This window comes from Rhizobium sp. Leaf311 (assembly GCF_001423445.1).
GTDB lineage: Bacteria > Pseudomonadota > Alphaproteobacteria > Rhizobiales > Rhizobiaceae > Agrobacterium.
Genome location: NZ_LMNZ01000004.1, coordinates 251,487 through 269,475 on the forward strand (window position 1 = coordinate 251,487; position 17,989 = coordinate 269,475).

The window sequence follows — 17,989 nt, forward strand, 5'->3', positions numbered from 1 at the left end:
GCCTGAAAGGCTGTCCCCAGCTTTTTCCTATGATTCGTCTGATTGTCAGGCGATGAATGGTGCACGTCAATAAGCAGCAGCTTATGAGCGAGCATTTTTGATGTTCGACACACATATCGAGTGATCGAGATTTCTGCCCTAGACGGACAGCCAGTGTCTAAGCCCCGATATAACGCCGTCAGCCTCAGCTTCAAGTGCAGAAAAGACGTTATCACGATCTTTTGCGAGCGATTTCAGCTCCGGCAAGGCATTTCCAACAGCAATGCCTCTCACACCGGGAAGTTCGAACATGGCCCGGTCGTTTCCTGTATCCCCGGCGACGACGACTTCATCAAGACCGATGTCGAGATGATCGCAGAGCCAGCGGATGGCGGCACCCTTGTCGGCACTCCGGGGCAGGATATCCAGGTCTCGGTCGCTGGAATAGACGATGCGCGCCTCGATGTGGTTCTCGCTCAGCAATCGTTCGATTTCGGCGAGATCGGACGCCGTTGCGTCATGGAGATACCAGCTGGACTTCAGGCCGTGCTGGTAGCGCTCCGGCTGGATGGACGCGCCGGAAACCGACGAAAGCACGGAGTGAATTTTCTCGGCGTCGAAGGCCTCGCCCAGAAAGGACGTGTAGGCCTCGTGCAGCGACGGATCATCGAGCCGCGACAGCATGGTGCCAACTCCGCCGATGACATAATCGGGCTGCGGCAGAGGCACGCCCTCGAGCAGCTCCAACTGGTCGTCCAGCAGCCGTCCGCTGTTGAAGACGAGCAGGGGGCGGACATCATCTGGCAGCGAATGCCAGAAGTCACGGAAGCGGGCCGTTGCGGCTGTGTTGCCGACAACGGTCCCGTCGAGATCGGTGGAGAATATGCGAACCGGTTTCAATCGCCGTCATTCCATGGTTCTGCCCAATCGGATTCCTCGAGCACAGGCATCATCGGGCGTCCTTCGACAACGGCAAGGAGCTGTTGCGCAATGCCGGTCCAGGTAAACAGGCTACGGGCCTTGTGGGCACCCATGCGCGACAGTCGACCGTAAAGCCGCTCGTGCTTGAAGGGCTTCATCATGGTGATGCCGAGGTCTTCCTTGTCGAACGGATCGGCAAACAGCGCATGGCGACCATAGCTGACTGCTCGGAACAGGCCGCCATGAATGGTAACAACCGTCGGCGTGCCGCTGGCCATGGCTTCGATCGCAGTCATGCCAAAGGGCTCGTAACGGCTGGACAGCACGAAAAGGTCTGCGGCGCGGTAGATATCCGGCAGGTCCTCATCTGCGACATAGCCCGAAAAGACGACCTTGTTTTCAAGGTTGAGCGACTTCACGCGGTCCTTCAACTGGTTGAGGATCGTCGTTTCCTGCTCGTCCATGTTCTCGCCACCGACAGCGAGATGGAGGCGGGCTTCGGGTTCACGCTCGGCCAGAACGGAAAAGCCGTCGATCAACAGGTCATAGCCCTTGTTGGTCGCTAATCGACCCAGTGCCAGCACGGTCTTGCCCTCGAAGCCGAAACGCTGGCGCAGCATTTGGCGCGAGCCTTCGGACACGGGGAAGAAGCGGTTGTCGTCATAACCGGGCGGGATCATGTGGATGTGCTTGCGCTTGAGGCCGTAATCCTCAATCAGCACGTCCAGCTGCACCGGCGTTGTCGCAATCACCATGTCGCAGCTGCGGTAGATGATGAGCTCGTGCTGGATGCGTTCCTTGAAGTTGAATTCAAGCTCGAACGTATCGGCCTTTTCCGGATAGTCGGTCTCCATCTGGCGCTTTTTCCAGATACCGATGGAATGTGGCGTATGAAGATGCGGAACCTTCAAGGCTTCCGAAAGCCGCTGGCCGGCAACACCTGCGTCCCAGTAATGGCTGTTGATGAATGAGTAGTTGAGATTGTTTTTCTTGATGAAACGCAACGCGTTCTCGCACCATTCCATCAGGTGACGATGCAGATACTCCTTGGGAATGAAGTCCTTGCCGCCGCAGGGGATGCGCACGACGCGTACGCGGTCATCCACCTCGTCAAATTCTGGCTGGTCTTCAAACTGGCGGGTGTAGAGGTCTACGGTGTAACCGAGCTGCCCAAGTTTACGGGCAAGTTCGAGGACATAAACAACCTGTCCTCCGGTATCGGCAGCGCCAAGCGGCGGGTGTGCGGCTACGTAGCCATGCGTCGATATGAGTGCTATCCGGGGATAGCGTTCAGTTTCGCTCGTGGTAGTCATAGCGTCCCATCGTGGTAAAAATTTCCAAATAACCCCATAAAAATGAGTTAGATCGGGAAAAGTTCCATCAGAAGACGATTAAATTTCCGATTGCTGATCCCAGAAAGGTATCGGACCGTACAGATCCGCGAGATAATCGATAAACAGGCGGACCTTGGCCGGGAGAAAACTGCGGCTGGGATAGACAGCTGAAAGCGCGACGCTTTTCGAGCTTTCATAGGCGGGCAGGACCTGTACGAGGGCACCGGATTTCAGCTCTGCGCCGATATCCCAGGTCGAGCGCAAGGCGATGCCGAGGCCTGAAATGACGGCTTCGCGGATAACCTCGCTGGAGTTGGTAATCAACATTCCCTCGGGCCGCAGGCTGGTCGGTCCCTCCGGGCCTTCCAGCCGCCAGAGATCGTTATTGTGGGCGGGCAGGCAGCGATGATGTCTCAACTCGTCGATGGACTGCGGCAAACCGTACTGCGCGATATAGCCCGGTGAGGCGCAGAGCACCCTGCGCACAGGTGCCAGCCGTTTGGCAACGAGACTTGAATCGGAGAGATCAGCAATTCGTATCGCGAGGTCGTATCCACCCGCCACGATATCGATAAATTCATCGCTCAGCACGAGGTTGATGACAAGCGACGGATGCCTGTCCATGAAGCCCTTGAGGTGAGGGGCAACATGCATTCGCCCGAAAGACGTCGGCGCGGAGACCTTCAGCGTTCCATTCAGCGTGTTGGACCGGCCAGAAACGAAATCTTCGGCTTCTTCCAGTCCTTCCAGAACCGCGAGAATACGCTGGTGAAACCCATGCCCCGCTTCGGTCAACGAAATCTGGCGGGTTGTTCTCTGAAAAAGACGTGCGCCGAGTTTTTCTTCCAGACGCTTGATCCGTTTGGAAATGACCGCAGGCGAATAGCCCAGTGCCTTGGCGGCCTGCGACATGCTGCCGGATGCAGCGACGCTTGCAAAAACCTCCAGATCGCCAAGGTTCGTCATTGGTGCCAGCCATTCTTTCCGATTTGGAAACAATCTCTAGCATTTGCATGGCTTGCGTCCAAGGCGCAAAGCTTCGTAAACTCGCCGCTCTGCATCGCAAGGAGGAGGCGCGTGGAGCACATGTCGCAGATGATAGAGTTTCTCAAGCCGCGATCCTCCGTGCTCGACAACAGGGCGAAGATCATTGCCGATCTTACCGATCTTCTGCCGCCCGAATGCCTGATCCACGAGACGCGCGAACTGGTACCCTTTGAGACTGACGCCTTCGTGTCCTACCGCAGACTGCCGCTTGCCGTGGCGCTGCCGCAAACGACGGCTCAGGTCTCGGCCCTTTTGAAATATTGTCACCGCTACGGCATTCCCGTGGTGCCGCGCGGCGCGGGCACATCTTTGTCCGGAGGGGCCATTCCGCAGGAAGATGCTCTGGTCATCGGGCTTTCCAAGATGAACCGCATCATTGAAATGGACCTGTTCAACCGCACCGCCACGGTGCAGGCAGGTGTCACGAACCTGTCCATTTCTGAAGTCGCGAGCCCTGAAGGCTTCTTCTATGCGCCAGACCCAAGTTCGCAGCTTGCCTGCACCATCGGCGGCAATATCGGCATGAACTCGGGCGGCGCGCACTGTCTGAAATACGGTGTCACCACCAATAACCTCCTAGGCGTGAAAATGGTGCTGGTGGACGGCACGGTGCTGGAACTGGGCGGCAAACATCTGGATGCAAGCGGATATGATCTGCTCGGCCTCGTCTGCGGCTCCGAGGGCCAGCTTGGCATCGTCACGGAAGCAACCGTGCGCCTGCTTGCCAAGCCGGAAGGTGCCCGACCCGTGCTTTTCGGTTTTGAGACCTCTGATGAAGCCGGGGCCTGCGTGGCCGATATCATCGGCTCGGGCATCATTCCCGTTGCCATCGAATTCATGGACAAGCCAGCCATCGAAATCTGCGAGTCTTTCGCCAAGGCCGGATATCCGCTCGATGTCGGCGCACTCTTGATTGTCGAGGTGGAGGGATCGGAAAACGAGATGGACGCCATGCTGGCCGATATCGTTGCCATTGCCCGCCAGCACGGCGTCAAGACGGTGCGCGAATGCCAGTCCGCGATGGAGGCGGCTGCCATCTGGAAAGGCCGCAAATCCGCCTTTGGCGCAACCGGTCGTATTGCCGATTACATCTGTATGGACGGCACGGTGCCGCTTAGCCAGTTATCTCATGTGCTGCAGCAGACGGGTGAAATCGTTGCCAGCCTCGGCCTGCGCGTCGCCAATGTTTTTCACGCCGGCGATGGCAACATGCATCCTCTCATTCTTTTCAACGCCAATGACCCGGAGGAAGCTGCCAAGGCGGAGGAGGCGGGCAATCGCATATTGCGGCTTTGCGTCGATGCGGGCGGTTGCCTGACCGGAGAGCACGGTGTCGGCATAGAAAAGCGCGATCTCATGCGCCACCAATATTCCGATGCCGACCTAGCACAGCAGATGGCCGTGCGCTCTGCCTTCGATGAGGGCTGGATCCTCAATCCCTCCAAGGTCTTCCCGCTGGATGGTCGTCCGGCATGACGAGGTCCGTGCTTTCTCCCGAAAATGAGGCTGGCGCTGCCGATATCATCCGCGACTACGTGGAGTCTGGCCGCTCGCTTGAAATCATTGGTGGCAATACGCGCTCCGGCTTCGGCAACCGTGTGGAGGCGGACGCCACCCTGTCCTCGCGCGGTATCAGTGGCATCGTCGCCTATAACCCAGCCGAAATGGTAATGACGGCGAAAGCTGGAACACCGGTGGCGGAGGTGGAAGCGGCACTTTCTGCTGCGAGGCAGATGATGGCATTCGAGCCGATGGATCACCGTGCATTGATGGGCACGAAGGGAGAGCCGACAATCGGCGGTGTTTTCGCCGCCAATGTTTCCGGGCCGCGCCGCTATGTGGCGGGTGCTGCGCGCGACAGCCTGCTCGGCATCCGTTTCGTCAATGGCAAGGGCGAGATCATCAAGGCGGGCGGCCGTGTGATGAAAAACGTAACCGGACTTGATCTGGTAAAGCTTCTGGCCGGCTCTTTCGGAACGCTTGGTTTTTTGACGGAGGTCACCTTCCGCGTGCTGCCAACACCGCCTGCGCAAACCACGCTGCTCATTTCCGGGCTGGAGGACGACGCGGCAACCAATGTGATGGCCGCTGCCATGGCAACCAGTACCGAGGTTTCCGGTGCCGCGCATCTCCCGGAAAGCGTCCGGTCCCGTTTCCTGAATGGTTCTCTGCCCGATGGTGCGGCAACCGTTCTAAGGCTGGAAGGGCTTCCGGCCTCCGTTGATGCGCGGGCGCAAAAGCTGCAGACCATTCTGTCGGCGCTTGGCCCCTCTCGCTTTCTTGACGCCGATGAAAGCAGGGTGCTGTGGCGCGATATTCGCAATGTGGCTCCCTATGCGGCAGATCAGGCAAAGCCCCTATGGCGCGTTTCGGTGGCACCCTCCCAAGGCCACAGACTGGTGGCTGCGCTGCGGCTGGAAGCGGGTATTGATGCCTTCTACGACTGGCAGGGCGGGCTGGTGTGGATGCAGATGGAGTTCGATCCCGAGGCGAATTTGCTCAGTCGCCACATCCGGGCGCTCGGCGGCGGCCATTCCACGCTGCTGCGGGCATTGCCCGCTTCCCGCCACGGCATATCGGCTTTCGAGCCACTCGTGATTGCCGAAGACGAGCTTTCCAGACGCATCAAAGCGAAGCTCGATCCGGCCGGAATCTTCAATCCCGGCAAGATGGGACCTCGCTGATATGCTTCATCTTTTTTCCTCGAGAGGTCTTCGCTGATGCAAACCTCGTTTACGCCACAGCAGCTGAGCAATCCTGACCTTGCCGAATCCGAAAAGATCCTGCGCAAATGCGTGCATTGCGGTTTCTGTACAGCGACCTGTCCCACCTATGTGACGCTGGGCAATGAGCTCGATAGTCCGCGAGGACGCATCTACCTCATCAAGGACATGCTGGAAAACGACCGGGCGGCGGACCGGCAGGTGGTCACGCATATCGATCGCTGTCTGTCCTGCCTTGCCTGTACAACGACCTGTCCCTCAGGCGTGGACTACATGCATCTTGTCGATCATGCGCGTATCCACATTGAAAACACATATAAGCGGCCCTTGATGGACCGGCTGATCCGCCAGTTGCTGGCCTTCGTGCTGCCTTATCCGAAGCGTTTTCGCAAGGCGCTCTGGCTCGCCCGGCTCGGCCAGCCGCTGGCACCGTTTTTGCGCCGGACAAAGGCGCTGAAGCCGCTTGCTTCCATGCTGGATCTTTCGCCGAAAACCGTACCCGCCGCTTCGGCCTTTGCACACCAAGGCTCTCATTTGCCGCAGGGCGAGAAACGCGGGCGTGTTGCCATTCTCACCGGTTGCGCCCAGCCGGTTCTCGATCCGGCCATCAACGATGCCGCCATCCGGCTTCTGACGCGGCTCGACGTCGAGGTCGTATTGCCGCAAGGCGAAGGCTGTTGTGGGGCGCTGGTTCACCACATGGGCAGGCAAGAGCAGGCGCTGGCTTTCGCGCGGCGCAATGTCGACGTCTGGATGGACGAAATCGAAAATGGCGGTCTCGATGCCATCATCATCACCGCCTCGGGTTGCGGAACCACGATCAAGGATTATGGTCATATGCTGCGGCTGGATGCGGCCTATGCCGAAAAAGCGCAGAAGATATCGGCACTCGCAAAGGATATTACCGAATATCTTTCCGATCTCAATCTGCCGCCGCTTGAGCGAAATGGTCTGACGGTGGCCTATCATTCAGCCTGTTCCATGCAGCATGGCCAGAAGATCGTGATGGCACCGAAGTTTTTGTTGAAGGCAGCGGGCTTTGCCGTGCGCGATCCGGCGGAAGGGCATCTGTGCTGCGGCTCTGCGGGCACCTACAATATTCTCCAGCCGGAGATTTCGGCACAGCTGAAGGCTCGAAAGGTCAAGAATATCGAGGCGACCAGGGCCGATATCATCGCCACCGGCAACATAGGATGCATCACCCAGATTGCGAGCGCTGCGTCCATGCCCGTCCTGCACACCGTGCAATTGCTGGATTGGGCCTATGGTGGCGCGGAGCCGGACGCCATTGGCAGACTCAATAAAAAACGGGCGGTTTGACCCGCCCGTTTTCTAAAATCCGGTATGCAGCTTTGACAGCGCTTCCGGCCTTGACGTCCCCCGCCAAGTTTATGCGTTACTTCTAACGCATTCCGTCGCGCCGACAAGTCCGTTTCGAGGGCATGGTAACGGATGGCAGGCAGGAATCACCCAACCGTTGCCATCAGATCACAATCACCTTGGTGCCGACATTGACCCTTTCATAGAGGTCGGTCACGTCTTCATTGCGCATTCTGATGCAGCCTGACGAATTGTTGCTGCCGATTGTCCAGGGCTGGTTCGTGCCGTGGATGCGATAAAGCGTCGAGCCGAGATACATGGCGCGTGCACCCATCGGGTTCTGCGGGCCGCCTTCCATGAAGGCTGGCAGGTAGTGTCCCTTGGCGGCCTCGCGGGTGATCATTTCCTGGGGTGGCGTCCAGCTCGGCCACTCATTCTTGCGGGTAATGCGGTGCGTGCCGGCCCATTCGAAACCCGGCTTGCCGACGCCAACGCCATAGCGCCGTGCCTTGCCATCCGCCATGACGAGATAGAGGAAACGGTTTGGCGTATCGATGACGATTGTGCCGGGCGCTTCCTTGCCTTGATACTGCACCATCTGCGGCAGGAACTGGGGAGCGATCCGCATATTCGGCGTATTCGGTCTGGCCGCTACGGCTTGCGCGCGCGGCTGAACCGTCTGCCGCTGGAAAAGGGAAGGGCGGACGGGGCGCTGGGGATAAACCACCGGACGAACCTGCCTGCCGCCAAGCTGCATGACCCATGGTGCCGTCAGATCCGGGCTGACGACGACCGGCGGGCGTTCACGATAGCGATCATTGGCGACGGCTGGCATGGAGAAGGCGCAGACAACGCTGAGCGCCAGAAAGACGGATTTCATCGACATCGGGTGGACTCTCTACATGGCACCGGAAAATAATCGTCACGTTCGCACCTCAAAAACAGCGAATGGTAAATGCGCGATCATGAAAAGCCGCTATTTTGCTTAAACCTTTTAATAGGGTTAGCAGGCGGTTTTGAAACAGGGTGAATCAATGGTAATCACCAGCCAACAGGGAAAAAGGCAATGGCTCCATGAGTGAAACCGGACTTTTTACGGGCGCAGATGGCATCACCCGCTGCTCATGGCAGCAGGAACTGCCGGATTATGCCCACTACCACGACGAGGAGTGGGGGCGTCCCGTCAAGGACGATATCAGGCTTTTCGAAAAGATCTGTCTGGAAGGGTTTCAGTCCGGTCTGTCCTGGTTGACTGTTCTTCGAAAGCGTGAGGCGTTTCGAGCAGCCTTTTGCGGTTTCGATTTCGACAGGGTGGCATTGTTCGACGAAGCGGATATCGAGCGCTGCGTGGCGGACAAGGGTATCATAAGGCATCGGGGCAAGATTGTTTCCACCGTCAACAATGCCCGACGTGCCATTGAGATGCGCGACGAATTTGGTTCGCTCGCCCGCTATTTCTGGAGTTTCGAGCCCAAACCGGACGAGCGTCCGCCCGTTTTCGACTATGCAACCCTGCGCGCCAACCCGATAACATCTGCATCTACCCGCCTTTCGAAAGATCTGAAAAAGCGCGGCTGGAGTTTTGTCGGGCCCACCACCATCTATGCTTTCATGCAGGCCATGGGCATGGTCAATGATCACATCGAAGGATGCCATTGCCGCTCTCGCATCGAACTGCAAAGGCTGGAGTTTGCGCGCCCGTGACCCGATTTTCACACATGGCTCTGGCCCTGCTTCTTGGCATTTCCTGCGCCACACCGGTTCAGGCGGAAAGCCGCAATGTGGATGGCATCTGGCTGGATGATGGCGAGACATTGAAACCTGCCACGCTGCCGACTGGCGGACCGCTGGTCTTGAACGGCTGGACGCGGCAAGGGCGCGGTGATGTCTACCGGCTCAAGGTCAAGGCCGGGGAAACGTTGAGGGTAACGCTGGCCAGCCGCAGCGAATTCGTTGTCATGGCTATCTTCGATTTCGCCAAGCCGGATGACGACGCAATCTTCTTCAGCGATGCGGGAAACAACGAGGCAGTGCTGACGCCCAGCGCAGATACCGAATGGCTGATCCGCCCCATCCTCGTTCTCAGCGCATCGCGGCGGGGTCTTGGTGCCAATTACACGATAACGGTAGAGAGGCAGCCATAAGCTGCCCCTCCGTCTTCGGTCTTAATGACCGCGAGACTTCAGCCATTCCTTCATCATGGCGATTTCCGCTTCCTGCGCCTTGATGACCTCCTGCGCGAGCTTGCGGATTTCAGGGTCCTTGCCATATTGCAGCTGGACCTTGGCCATATCGATCGCGCCCTGGTGATGCGGGATCATTCCGCGCACGAAATCGACATCGGCGTCACCCGTGTAATTCACCGACATATCCTCATGCATCTTCTTGGCGACCTCCGTGAATGCCTCGGTTGAAGCACTGCCGGATGTCGTCTTCTTTGACATGTCGTGGCCCGCATGGCCGCCGCCTTCCTGCGCGGAGACGGGTAGGGAGAAAGCAGCAACAAGCACTGCGGCGAGCGAGACGGTTTTTATGGACATGGATTATCCTTCCTGTGTCTGACGGAATTTTGCGTTTTTATTTGAATGTAGGTCAGGCGCGGGGAGGGGGTAACGGCGGCGCAGGGATGTTGCCTATGAAGGCCTGCTGCGGATTGCCCTGCGGATGAACCTGCGTCAACCTTGCCTTTGGGGCAAAGCGGAACTGCGGAATAACGACGAGGCAGGCGGCGCAAAAAGGCGCATGGCTCATGCTGCCCCGATGCGGGCAGGGGTCACTCTTTCCGGCGTGATGGGGCGCAGGTTTCGAAGCGGCGTGGTCTGCGTGCTGTGCGTGAGACCTCTGGCTGTTGGCGTCGCTCGTTGGGATTGAAAGCCCAAACGCCGCCTGCGCGGGCATCGCCCCGTAGAGCAGGCAGGCCAGAAACATCAGCATATGAATGACAGGACGCATGGCACAGATGTAGCGACGGAAAAACGTCAGCACAATGGCTGTCAGGCCAGCTCGCTGGCGACCACCGAATGGATGATCTGGTAATCCCGGCTTTCTTCGCCAAAGGGCACGACCGGCCACATCCACTGCCGCGATATCTTCGGGATCTGCACGCCGTGCGTCAGGTCGTGGATCTGTTGCACCGCTCCATCCTTGCCAGTCACTTCAAAGCCGGTGTCGGTGATGAGGCAAACTTTCGATGGCAAGCCGCAGAGCCCTTCCACATGCGCGCGGATAAGCCGTGGCAGCGTATCGTCAGGCATGGCATTTACAGGCTCTTTCTCCAGGCGGTGCTGCACACCGGTGCCGATCTGCGACAGGAGATTGGCGGAAATGACGAGATCGAGATAGGGCACTTGGCGCAGAAAACTCAAGGGTTCCGGCGTTTGTCCCGCCTTCAGGGCGTCGTAACCGGACAGATCGCGGCTGCTGAGAACGACGTTGTTTCCGGGCTTTGCCCAAAGCTTTGCACGTAGACTTGCCAGATGCACCAGATCGACCAGCACAACCGTGTCAAAAGCGGATGCGAGCGCCCCTATCGGCACATCACGCACGAGGCCGGAACCGAGCACGACAGCGGTACGCCGCTGCTTCATTCTGGACGCGGTCGCGAGAATAAACTTTCTGCTGTTTTCCTCATGCTCAGCCCACATCTTTCGGCAGCGGTTCGCCCGCGCCCAGAGGTTGACGGAATAGCGGATATGAGGCCGGAATTCCGGCGGCGTCTTGCCGTAGGTGGCAGCGTAATTGATGGCTTCGAGGATCATGGTTCAGCGATAGACTTCCCGGCGGTGGCCGATTTCGATGACGAGAACGACCAGCCTGTTGTCCTGGATGTCGCATAGGATGCGATAATCGCCCACGCGGTAGCGCCAATAGTTGCCGAGCTCAGAGCCTTGCAGTGCTTGGCCGGTCCGGCGTGGATTGTCATCCATCGCAATACGGTCTGTCAGGTAGGAAATGATACGCGTTGCATTGGGTTTCCCAAGCTTTTCCAGCTGCTTGAGCGGCTTTTCCTGAAACTCAATTGTCCAGGCCAAGGCGGCGCTTCACTTCTTCAAGAGTATAGGTGCGTTCGTTATCCTCAAGCCGACGCCGAGTTGCCTCTTCCGCCAGATACAAATCCTCCATATCCTCGATATGCTTTTCAATGGCCTCGCGGATATAATAGGCCGACGTGCGGCCGGTGCGCTCGGATAGAGCCTTGAGGCGCTCATAGGTTTCGTCGGGCAGTCGGATGGCGGTTTGTTTGCTCATGATCTCTTCTCCCGGCGGCAGAGTGGGATGCGTGTATCCCACCTAGCATGAATTCCGTCCGTGCGCCAGTAAATCTGCATAGCTGCGGCCTTGCCGCATAGGGCTTCGTCCTCTATGACACCGGCTTGATTTCAAGAGACAATTGGACCGGCATCATGAGCGAAAAAGCAAAAAAGCCTCAGAAACTGAAAGCCCGCCTGCCGCGCGGCTTCGTGGATCGTTCGGCTGCCGATATCCATGCCACCAATGAGATGATCGAGAAAATCCGTGGCGTCTATGAACTCTATGGCTTCGATCCCATCGAAACACCGCTCTTTGAATATACCGATGCGCTCGGCAAGTTCCTGCCTGATAGCGACCGCCCCAATGAAGGCGTGTTTTCGCTGACCGATGATGACGACCAGTGGATGAGCCTGCGCTACGATCTGACAGCGCCGCTTGCCCGCCATGTCGCCGAAAACTTCAACGAAATACAGCTGCCCTTCCGCACCTATCGTGCGGGATATGTCTTCCGCAATGAAAAGCCAGGCCCCGGCCGCTTCCGCCAGTTCATGCAGTTCGATGCCGATACTGTCGGCGCACCGGGCGTGCAGGCCGATGCCGAAATGTGCATGATGATGGCTGATACGCTGGAAGCGCTTGGTATCAAGCGCGGCGATTACGTGATCCGGGTCAACAACCGCAAGGTTCTGGATGGCGTGATGGAAGCCATCGGCCTTGGCGGTGAGGAAAATGCTGGCCGTCGCCTCAACGTGCTGCGCGCGATCGACAAGCTCGACAAGTTTGGTCCAGAAGGCGTGAAGCTGCTGCTGGGCCCCGGTCGTAAGGATGAATCCGGCGATTTCACCAAGGGCGCGGGTTTGGGTGACGAGCAGATCGAGAACGTCTTGTTCTTCGTGGGGATCAAGGATTACGCGCAAAGCGCTGATGAACTCGCCAAGCTTATTGCTGGAACATCAAAGGGCACAGAGGGCGTCGAAGAGCTGAACATGATCGGCGCGCTGGTCTCCGGCGCTGGCTATGGTCCTGACCGCATCAAGATCGACCCCTCCGTCGTTCGTGGCCTCGAATACTACACCGGCCCGGTCTATGAAGCCGAACTCACCTTCGACGTCACCAACGAGAAGGGTGAAAAGGTCGTCTTCGGGTCTGTCGGCGGCGGTGGTCGTTACGATGGTCTGGTGTCGCGTTTCATGGGGCAGCCGGTTCCGGCAACGGGCTTCTCCATCGGCGTTTCGCGCCTGATGACGGCTCTGAAGAACCTTGGAAAGCTTGGGCAGGTAAAGCCGCTTGCGCCTGTGCTTATTACCGTCATGGACGGCGACGTGGAAAGCATGGGGCGCTACCAGCGCTTCACGCAGGCGCTGCGTGCGGAAGGCATTCGCGCTGAAATGTATCAGGGCAACTGGAAGAAATTCGGCAATCAGCTGAAATATGCCGACCGTATGGGTGCCCCCATCGCCATCATTCAGGGCGGTGATGAACGCGCCGAGGGCGCTGTGCAGATTAAGGACCTGATCGAAGGCAAGCGCCTGTCGGGTGAGATCGAGGACAACGCCTCATGGCGCGAAGCCCGTGTGGCGCAGGAAACGGTGCCGGAGGCGGAGCTGGTTTCGAAGGTGAAAGAAATCCTGGCAGCACAGGCCGAGGATCGCCGCCGGGCAAAAGAAAGCGAAAATCGCACCGTAGCTTACGATCGCAATCAAGTCGGCGACCTCGCTGATGACGTTTAAAGGTCTTCCATGCCTCTGATCGATATGCCAGACTTTTCCGCAGAGCTTCTGGATGAATTTGCGGCCCGTAATACGGCACGGGTCAACACCCCCGTCATTCAGCCGGCGGAACCGTTTCTGGATATGGCTGGCGAAGATTTGCGCCGCCGCATCTTCCTGACGGAAAGCGAGACGGGGGCGAGCCTTTGCCTTCGCCCGGAATTCACCATTCCCGTCTGTCTGCGCCACATCGAAACCGCTACCGGCACGCCGAAACGCTATTCTTATCTGGGCGAGGTGTTCCGTCAGCGCCGTGAGGGAGCAAACGAGTTCTATCAGGCCGGTATCGAAGACCTCGGCGATACGGATATCGCCAGCGCCGATGCCCGTGCTGTGAGTGACGCGAGTGCCGTGCTGAAGCGTTTGCTTCCGGGCCGCAGGCTGTCAGTGACGCTGGGCGATCAACAGGTGTTTGAAGCGGTCATCGCTGCGCTTGGTCTGCCGCAAGGCTGGCAGAAGCGACTGGTCCAGGCATTCGGCGATACGGTGCAGCTTGATGCCCTGCTTCAAAGCCTCGTCAGCCCAAAGCCGATGACGGGGCTTGATGCGCGGGTGGCCGGTCTGCTCGCCACGGGCGATGAAAAGGTTCTGGTCGATTACATCGACAGCGTCATGCAGGATACCGGCTATTCCACCAATGCCAGCCGTGCCCCGCAGGAGATTGCCAGACGCCTGCGCGAAAAGCTGGCACTGGCCGCCACGCGTCTGCCGGATGAGAGTTTCGAACTGCTGAAGCAGTTTTTGTCCCTGCAAGCGCCCTTGTCGCAGGCCTCGCAGACGCTTGTGCAGTTTGCCGATAAGGCAAGGCTGAAGCTCGATGCGGCACTTTCCGCCTTTGATGCCCGTGTGGCTGCTCTTGCCAATGGCGGGATCGATCTGGACAGCGTGCATTATCGTGCCGCCTTCGGGCGCCCGCTTGATTACTATACTGGTCTTGTGTTCGAGGTGGGTGTCGAAGGTGAAACGGCGGTTCTGGCCGGTGGCGGGCGCTTCGACCGGCTGATGACGCTGCTCGGCGCGAAAGACAAGATACCGGCGGTTGGCTTCTCGCTCTGGCTGGATCGCATCGAAGCCGTGAGGGCCAAACCATGACCATCACCATTGCTCTGCCCTCCAAGGGGCGCATGAAGGAAGATTCGTCTGCCATTCTGGAACGCGCGGGCCTCAAGGTTGTCGCCATCGGTAGTGACCGCTCCTATCGCGGACGGATCGAGGGGCGGGACGATATCGAGATCGCCTATCTCTCGGCCTCCGAAATCGCTCGCGAAATCGGCAATGGCACGGTTGATTTCGGCGTTACCGGCGAAGACCTCGTCCGAGAAGATTTAAGCGATGTCGAAAATCGCGTCGAATTCTGCGCCCGGCTTGGCTTTGGCCATGCCGATGTCGTGGTGGCGGTGCCGGAGATCTGGCTGGATGTGGACAGCATGGCCGATCTTGGTGATGTGGCCTCCGAGTTCCGCGCCCGCCATGGCCGCCGTCTGGCCATCGCCACGAAATACTGGCGGCTGACGCAGCAGTTCTTCTCGCGCCAGCACGGCATCCAGCTTTATCGCATCGTGGAAAGCCTTGGCGCCACGGAAGGTGCACCGGCAGCAGGGCAGGCGGATATCATCGTGGATATCACCTCCACCGGCTCGACGCTCAAGGCGAACCACCTGAAAATCCTGACCGATGGCGTCATTTTAGGCTCCGAGGCCTGTTTTGTGCGGGCGCGAAAAGCCGAGCATGATGGCGATGCCGTGGTGGCGGATATTATCGCGCGGGTCCAGGCAGCGCTTGGCTAAGAGTGTAATTGCTCTATGCTCTCCTTCTAATGGATGGAGGAAGCGATGCGCATTACAGGCCAGTGCCACTGTGGCAATATTGGATTTGAAGCGGAGGCAGACCCACAAAAGGTGGGTATTTGCCATTGCACCGATTGTCAGCGTCTGAGCGGTTCACCGTTTCGCGTCACGATCCGCGCCAAACGCTCTGATATCACGCTGACTGCCGCTAAGCCGAAGGTTTACCGCAAGGCAGGCGACAACGGCAACATGCGCTTGCAGCACTTTTGCGGGGAGTGCGGATCGCCCTTGTTCACCAGCGCAGAGCAGGAAGATGGCATCTGGGGCATCCGATGGGGTGCCATCAACGAGCGCTCTGATCTAAAGCCGCGTGCGCAGATTTGGACGCGCTCCAAGGCGGCGTGGCTCGATGATATCGAAGAGCTACCGGCTTATTCCAAGGACTTCACCCAATAGAAAAGCCGCCGGGGTTGTCCGGCGGCTTCTTCATGTCTGAAACGTCAAGGCTTATGCGTGCGCGACTGCAACACCGCGCTTGGCATCGATGGAATAGGCGCCAGCGCCGAATGTGCCGAGAAGAATGTAGGCGCCTGCCAGCGTGATGTTCTTCATCAGCATGATGCCGTTCAGTGTGTTGATCCAGCCCAGAGCTGCATCAGGCCAGCCGGGAACGGCAACCGTGCCGCTGTGGAAGACGAGGCCGGTGAACACGCAGAACACGGCAAGAGCAAAGGCCGCTACCTTGGTCTGGAAGCCGACGAGAACGGCAAGGCCGGTGATCAGCTCAAAAGCGCCTGCAAGATAGGCAAGAGCGGTTGCGGCAGGAAGGCCAGCGCCGCTGATCATGCCCGCCGTACCGGCAGGGTCGGTCAGCTTGCCGAAGCCAGAAAAGATGAAGATGAAGGAGAGAAGAATACGCGCAACAAGCACGAGTGCATTCTGACTGCTGGACATGGAAATCTCCGAAGATGTTGCCCGATTGGCGTTAATTGATAAATGACATATGCGCCAATTCGCTGTCTCAATACAGATGAACAACTGGAGACAATTTGTTCACTATTTGAAGACAGTGGTGCGAACGACCAGCCTTCATCCGCTCTGTTTCATGGCGACCGCTTGGTGATGAATATGAACATCACCACAACGAAAAAAGGCGGCCCGTGAGGACCGCCTTTCGTATTTCAGAGGGTCTAGACTTCTTAGAAGTCCATACCACCCATGCCGCCGCCTGGCATTGGAGGCATTGGAGCGTCCTTCTTAGGCAGCTCTGCAATCATGGCTTCTGTCGTGATCAGCAGGGAAGCAACCGAAGCTGCGTTCTGCAGGGCTGTGCGAACAACCTTGACCGGGTCAACGATACCCATGGCAATCATGTCGCCATATTCAGAAGTCTGAGCGTTGTAGCCGAAGTTTTCTTCGTTCTTGTCGAGGATCTTGCCGACAACGATGGAAGCTTCGTCACCAGCGTTTTCAGCGATCTGGCGAACCAGCGACTGAAGAGCGCGGCGAACGATGTTGATGCCAGCTTCCTGGTCGTCGTTTGCACCCTTGACGGTGATCTTCGTGGAAGAGCGCAGGAGAGCGGTACCGCCGCCTGGGACGATGCCTTCCTGAACAGCAGCGCGCGTCGCGTTCAGAGCGTCGTCGATGCGGTCCTTGCGTTCCTTGACTTCGATTTCCGTGGAGCCGCCAACGCGGATCACGGCAACGCCGCCAGCGAGCTTTGCAAGACGTTCCTGCAGCTTTTCGCGGTCGTAGTCGGAAGAGGTTTCTTCGATCTGAGCCTTGATCTGGGCGACGCGGCCTTCGATGTCGGTCTTCTGGCCAGCACCATCAACGATGGTGGTGTTTTCCTTGGAGATCGAAACCTTCTTCGCCTTGCCGAGCATGTCGAGCGTGACGTTTTCGAGCTTGATGCCGATGTCTTCGGAGATAACCGTACCGCCGGTCAGAATCGCGATGTCTTCGAGCATGGCCTTGCGGCGATCGCCGAAGCCAGGAGCCTTGACAGCAGCAATCTTCAGGCCGCCACGCAGCTTGTTGACGACCAGCGTCGCAAGAGCTTCGCCTTCGACGTCTTCAGCGATGATGACGAGTGGCTTGCCGGTCTGAACGACAGCTTCGAGAACAGGCAGCATGGCCTGCAGGTTCGAAAGCTTCTTTTCGTGCAGCAGAACGTAAGCGTCTTCAAGGTCAGCAACCATCTTTTCGGGGTTGGTGACGAAGTAAGGCGACAGGTAGCCGCGGTCGAACTGCATGCCTTCAACGACTTCGAGTTCGGTTTCAGCGGTCTTGGCTTCTTCGACGGTGATAACGCCTTCGTTGCCAACCTTCTGCATGGCTTCAGCAATGTCGAGACCGACCTGCTTGTCGCCGTTTGCGGAGATCGTGCCGACCTGTGCAACTTCTTCAGATGTGGAGATCTTCTTGGCCTTGGCCTGAAGGTCCTTAACAACTTCGGAAACAGCGAGGTCTATACCGCGCTTGAGGTCCATTGGGTTCATGCCGGCTGCAACAGCCTTGTTGCCTTCGCGAACGATGGCCTGTGCAAGAACGGTCGCAGTGGTGGTGCCGTCACCGGCGATGTCGTTGGTCTTCGAAGCAACTTCGCGGACCATCTGTGCGCCCATGTTTTCGAACTTGTCTTCGAGTTCGATTTCCTTGGCGACAGAAACACCGTCCTTAGTGATGCGCGGTGCGCCGAAGGACTTGTCGATGATGACGTTACGGCCCTTAGGGCCGAGCGTGACCTTCACTGCGTCTGCGAGAACGTCGACGCCACGAAGCATCTTTTCGCGCGCTGTGCGGCCGAATTTAATTTCTTTAGCTGCCATTGTAGAAAACTCCCGGGCTCACGG

At 58.2% G+C, this 17,989-nt stretch carries 20 protein-coding genes; 9 read left to right on the forward strand and 11 right to left on the reverse strand.

Features of this window, described 5'->3' with window-relative positions; translation table 11 throughout:
* Nucleotides 1-138: 138 nt before the first annotated feature.
* From ASF69_RS06935 to ASF69_RS06945, 3 genes are all read right to left on the reverse strand, one after another.
* A complete protein-coding gene (locus ASF69_RS06935; protein WP_062586589.1) occupies nucleotides 139-879 on the reverse strand; it encodes an HAD-IIB family hydrolase in 741 nt (246 codons plus the stop codon).
* Nucleotides 876-2,213 carry a glycosyltransferase family 1 protein gene (locus ASF69_RS06940; protein ID WP_062586590.1) on the reverse strand — a complete coding sequence of 446 codons (1,338 nt, stop codon included), beginning with the start codon at nucleotides 2,211-2,213 and terminating at the stop codon, nucleotides 876-878. The genes ASF69_RS06935 and ASF69_RS06940 overlap by 4 nt, the downstream gene beginning before the upstream one ends.
* Nucleotides 2,214-2,291: 78 nt before the next feature.
* A complete protein-coding gene (locus tag ASF69_RS06945) occupies nucleotides 2,292-3,200 on the reverse strand; it encodes a LysR family transcriptional regulator (RefSeq protein WP_062586591.1) in 909 nt (302 codons plus the stop codon).
* A gap of 120 nt (nucleotides 3,201-3,320) precedes the next feature.
* Here ASF69_RS06945 and ASF69_RS06950 point away from each other — a divergent pair, with 120 nt between their 5' ends.
* From ASF69_RS06950 to glcF, 3 genes are read left to right on the forward strand one after another with little or no spacing between them, the layout of a single operon-like run.
* The gene (locus tag ASF69_RS06950) at nucleotides 3,321-4,757 is read left to right on the forward strand and encodes an FAD-linked oxidase C-terminal domain-containing protein (RefSeq protein WP_062586592.1); all 1,437 of its coding nucleotides are present in this window, start codon (nucleotides 3,321-3,323) and stop codon (nucleotides 4,755-4,757) included.
* Nucleotides 4,758-4,765: 8 nt separating this feature from the next.
* Nucleotides 4,766-5,965: an FAD-binding protein gene (locus tag ASF69_RS06955; RefSeq protein ID WP_062587199.1), complete on the forward strand. Its 1,200-nt coding sequence runs from the start codon at nucleotides 4,766-4,768 to the stop codon at nucleotides 5,963-5,965.
* A 36-nt stretch (nucleotides 5,966-6,001) separates the two neighbouring features.
* A complete protein-coding gene (gene glcF, locus ASF69_RS06960; protein ID WP_062586593.1) occupies nucleotides 6,002-7,324 on the forward strand; it encodes a glycolate oxidase subunit GlcF in 1,323 nt (440 codons plus the stop codon).
* A gap of 163 nt (nucleotides 7,325-7,487) precedes the next feature.
* On the opposite strand, the gene ASF69_RS06965 is transcribed toward glcF, so the two are convergent.
* Nucleotides 7,488-8,210 (reverse strand): L,D-transpeptidase, encoded by a 723-nt coding sequence (locus tag ASF69_RS06965; RefSeq protein ID WP_062586594.1) that lies wholly within the window; start codon nucleotides 8,208-8,210, stop codon nucleotides 7,488-7,490.
* Between the two features lie 188 nt (nucleotides 8,211-8,398).
* Between ASF69_RS06965 and ASF69_RS06970 the strand changes: the two genes are divergently transcribed.
* Nucleotides 8,399-9,028 carry a DNA-3-methyladenine glycosylase I gene (locus ASF69_RS06970; RefSeq protein WP_062586595.1) on the forward strand — a complete coding sequence of 210 codons (630 nt, stop codon included), beginning with the start codon at nucleotides 8,399-8,401 and terminating at the stop codon, nucleotides 9,026-9,028.
* A 14-nt stretch (nucleotides 9,029-9,042) separates the two neighbouring features.
* Nucleotides 9,043-9,468, forward strand: a complete 426-nt coding sequence (locus ASF69_RS06975; protein WP_062586596.1) for a hypothetical protein — start codon at nucleotides 9,043-9,045, stop codon at nucleotides 9,466-9,468.
* A gap of 21 nt (nucleotides 9,469-9,489) precedes the next feature.
* On the opposite strand, the gene ASF69_RS06980 is transcribed toward ASF69_RS06975, so the two are convergent.
* From ASF69_RS06980 to ASF69_RS07000, 5 genes are read right to left on the reverse strand one after another with little or no spacing between them, the layout of a single operon-like run.
* Nucleotides 9,490-9,864, reverse strand: a complete 375-nt coding sequence (locus ASF69_RS06980; protein ID WP_062586597.1) for a DUF305 domain-containing protein — start codon at nucleotides 9,862-9,864, stop codon at nucleotides 9,490-9,492.
* Nucleotides 9,865-9,916: 52 nt separating this feature from the next.
* On the reverse strand, nucleotides 9,917-10,309 hold the full coding sequence (locus ASF69_RS06985) for a hypothetical protein (protein WP_062586598.1): 393 nt from the start codon (nucleotides 10,307-10,309) through the stop codon (nucleotides 9,917-9,919).
* 8 nt (nucleotides 10,310-10,317) lie between these two features.
* Nucleotides 10,318-11,082 carry a hypothetical protein gene (locus ASF69_RS06990; RefSeq protein WP_062586599.1) on the reverse strand — a complete coding sequence of 255 codons (765 nt, stop codon included), beginning with the start codon at nucleotides 11,080-11,082 and terminating at the stop codon, nucleotides 10,318-10,320.
* 3 nt (nucleotides 11,083-11,085) lie between these two features.
* Entirely contained in the window at nucleotides 11,086-11,355 is a 270-nt protein-coding gene (locus tag ASF69_RS06995; protein WP_062586600.1) for a type II toxin-antitoxin system RelE/ParE family toxin, read from the reverse strand.
* On the reverse strand, nucleotides 11,339-11,572 hold the full coding sequence (locus ASF69_RS07000) for a DUF6290 family protein (protein WP_062586601.1): 234 nt from the start codon (nucleotides 11,570-11,572) through the stop codon (nucleotides 11,339-11,341). Before ASF69_RS07000 ends, ASF69_RS06995 begins: the two co-directional genes overlap by 17 nt.
* 155 nt (nucleotides 11,573-11,727) lie before the next feature.
* On the opposite strand from ASF69_RS07000, the gene hisS reads away from it, so the two are divergent.
* The 4 genes from hisS to ASF69_RS07020 are packed head-to-tail and all read left to right on the forward strand — an operon-like array spanning nucleotide 11,728 to nucleotide 15,587.
* Nucleotides 11,728-13,305, forward strand: coding sequence for a histidine--tRNA ligase (gene hisS, locus ASF69_RS07005; RefSeq protein WP_062586602.1), 1,578 nt, complete (start codon nucleotides 11,728-11,730; stop codon nucleotides 13,303-13,305).
* Between the two features lie 9 nt (nucleotides 13,306-13,314).
* Nucleotides 13,315-14,436, forward strand: coding sequence for an ATP phosphoribosyltransferase regulatory subunit (locus ASF69_RS07010; RefSeq protein WP_062586603.1), 1,122 nt, complete (start codon nucleotides 13,315-13,317; stop codon nucleotides 14,434-14,436).
* The gene (gene hisG / locus ASF69_RS07015) at nucleotides 14,433-15,131 is read left to right on the forward strand and encodes an ATP phosphoribosyltransferase (protein ID WP_062586604.1); all 699 of its coding nucleotides are present in this window, start codon (nucleotides 14,433-14,435) and stop codon (nucleotides 15,129-15,131) included. Before ASF69_RS07010 ends, hisG begins: the two co-directional genes overlap by 4 nt.
* 45 nt (nucleotides 15,132-15,176) lie before the next feature.
* The gene (locus ASF69_RS07020) at nucleotides 15,177-15,587 is read left to right on the forward strand and encodes a GFA family protein (RefSeq protein ID WP_062586605.1); all 411 of its coding nucleotides are present in this window, start codon (nucleotides 15,177-15,179) and stop codon (nucleotides 15,585-15,587) included.
* A gap of 51 nt (nucleotides 15,588-15,638) precedes the next feature.
* Here ASF69_RS07020 and ASF69_RS07025 read toward each other — a convergent pair whose 3' ends face one another.
* Nucleotides 15,639-16,085, reverse strand: coding sequence for a DoxX family protein (locus ASF69_RS07025; protein ID WP_062586606.1), 447 nt, complete (start codon nucleotides 16,083-16,085; stop codon nucleotides 15,639-15,641).
* Nucleotides 16,086-16,330: 245 nt separating this feature from the next.
* On the reverse strand, nucleotides 16,331-17,965 hold the full coding sequence (gene groL, locus ASF69_RS07030) for a chaperonin GroEL (RefSeq protein WP_062586607.1): 1,635 nt from the start codon (nucleotides 17,963-17,965) through the stop codon (nucleotides 16,331-16,333).
* Nucleotides 17,966-17,989: the final 24 nt, after the last annotated feature.

Coding starts and splice junctions, on each gene's coding strand:
- ASF69_RS06940 (WP_062586590.1), bottom strand. CDS start 2,213: ATGACTACCACGAGCGAAACTGAACGCTATCCCCGGATAGCACTCATA.
- ASF69_RS06945 (WP_062586591.1), bottom strand. CDS start 3,200: ATGACGAACCTTGGCGATCTGGAGGTTTTTGCAAGCGTCGCTGCATCC.
- ASF69_RS06950 (WP_062586592.1), top strand. CDS start 3,321: ATGTCGCAGATGATAGAGTTTCTCAAGCCGCGATCCTCCGTGCTCGAC.
- glcF (WP_062586593.1), top strand. CDS start 6,002: ATGCAAACCTCGTTTACGCCACAGCAGCTGAGCAATCCTGACCTTGCC.
- ASF69_RS06965 (WP_062586594.1), bottom strand. CDS start 8,210: ATGTCGATGAAATCCGTCTTTCTGGCGCTCAGCGTTGTCTGCGCCTTC.
- ASF69_RS06970 (WP_062586595.1), top strand. CDS start 8,399: ATGAGTGAAACCGGACTTTTTACGGGCGCAGATGGCATCACCCGCTGC.
- ASF69_RS06975 (WP_062586596.1), top strand. CDS start 9,043: ATGGCTCTGGCCCTGCTTCTTGGCATTTCCTGCGCCACACCGGTTCAG.
- ASF69_RS06980 (WP_062586597.1), bottom strand. CDS start 9,864: ATGTCCATAAAAACCGTCTCGCTCGCCGCAGTGCTTGTTGCTGCTTTC.
- ASF69_RS06990 (WP_062586599.1), bottom strand. CDS start 11,082: ATGATCCTCGAAGCCATCAATTACGCTGCCACCTACGGCAAGACGCCG.
- ASF69_RS07000 (WP_062586601.1), bottom strand. CDS start 11,572: ATGAGCAAACAAACCGCCATCCGACTGCCCGACGAAACCTATGAGCGC.
- hisS (WP_062586602.1), top strand. CDS start 11,728: ATGAGCGAAAAAGCAAAAAAGCCTCAGAAACTGAAAGCCCGCCTGCCG.
- ASF69_RS07010 (WP_062586603.1), top strand. CDS start 13,315: ATGCCTCTGATCGATATGCCAGACTTTTCCGCAGAGCTTCTGGATGAA.
- hisG (WP_062586604.1), top strand. CDS start 14,433: ATGACCATCACCATTGCTCTGCCCTCCAAGGGGCGCATGAAGGAAGAT.
- ASF69_RS07020 (WP_062586605.1), top strand. CDS start 15,177: ATGCGCATTACAGGCCAGTGCCACTGTGGCAATATTGGATTTGAAGCG.
- ASF69_RS07025 (WP_062586606.1), bottom strand. CDS start 16,085: ATGTCCAGCAGTCAGAATGCACTCGTGCTTGTTGCGCGTATTCTTCTC.
- groL (WP_062586607.1), bottom strand. CDS start 17,965: ATGGCAGCTAAAGAAATTAAATTCGGCCGCACAGCGCGCGAAAAGATG.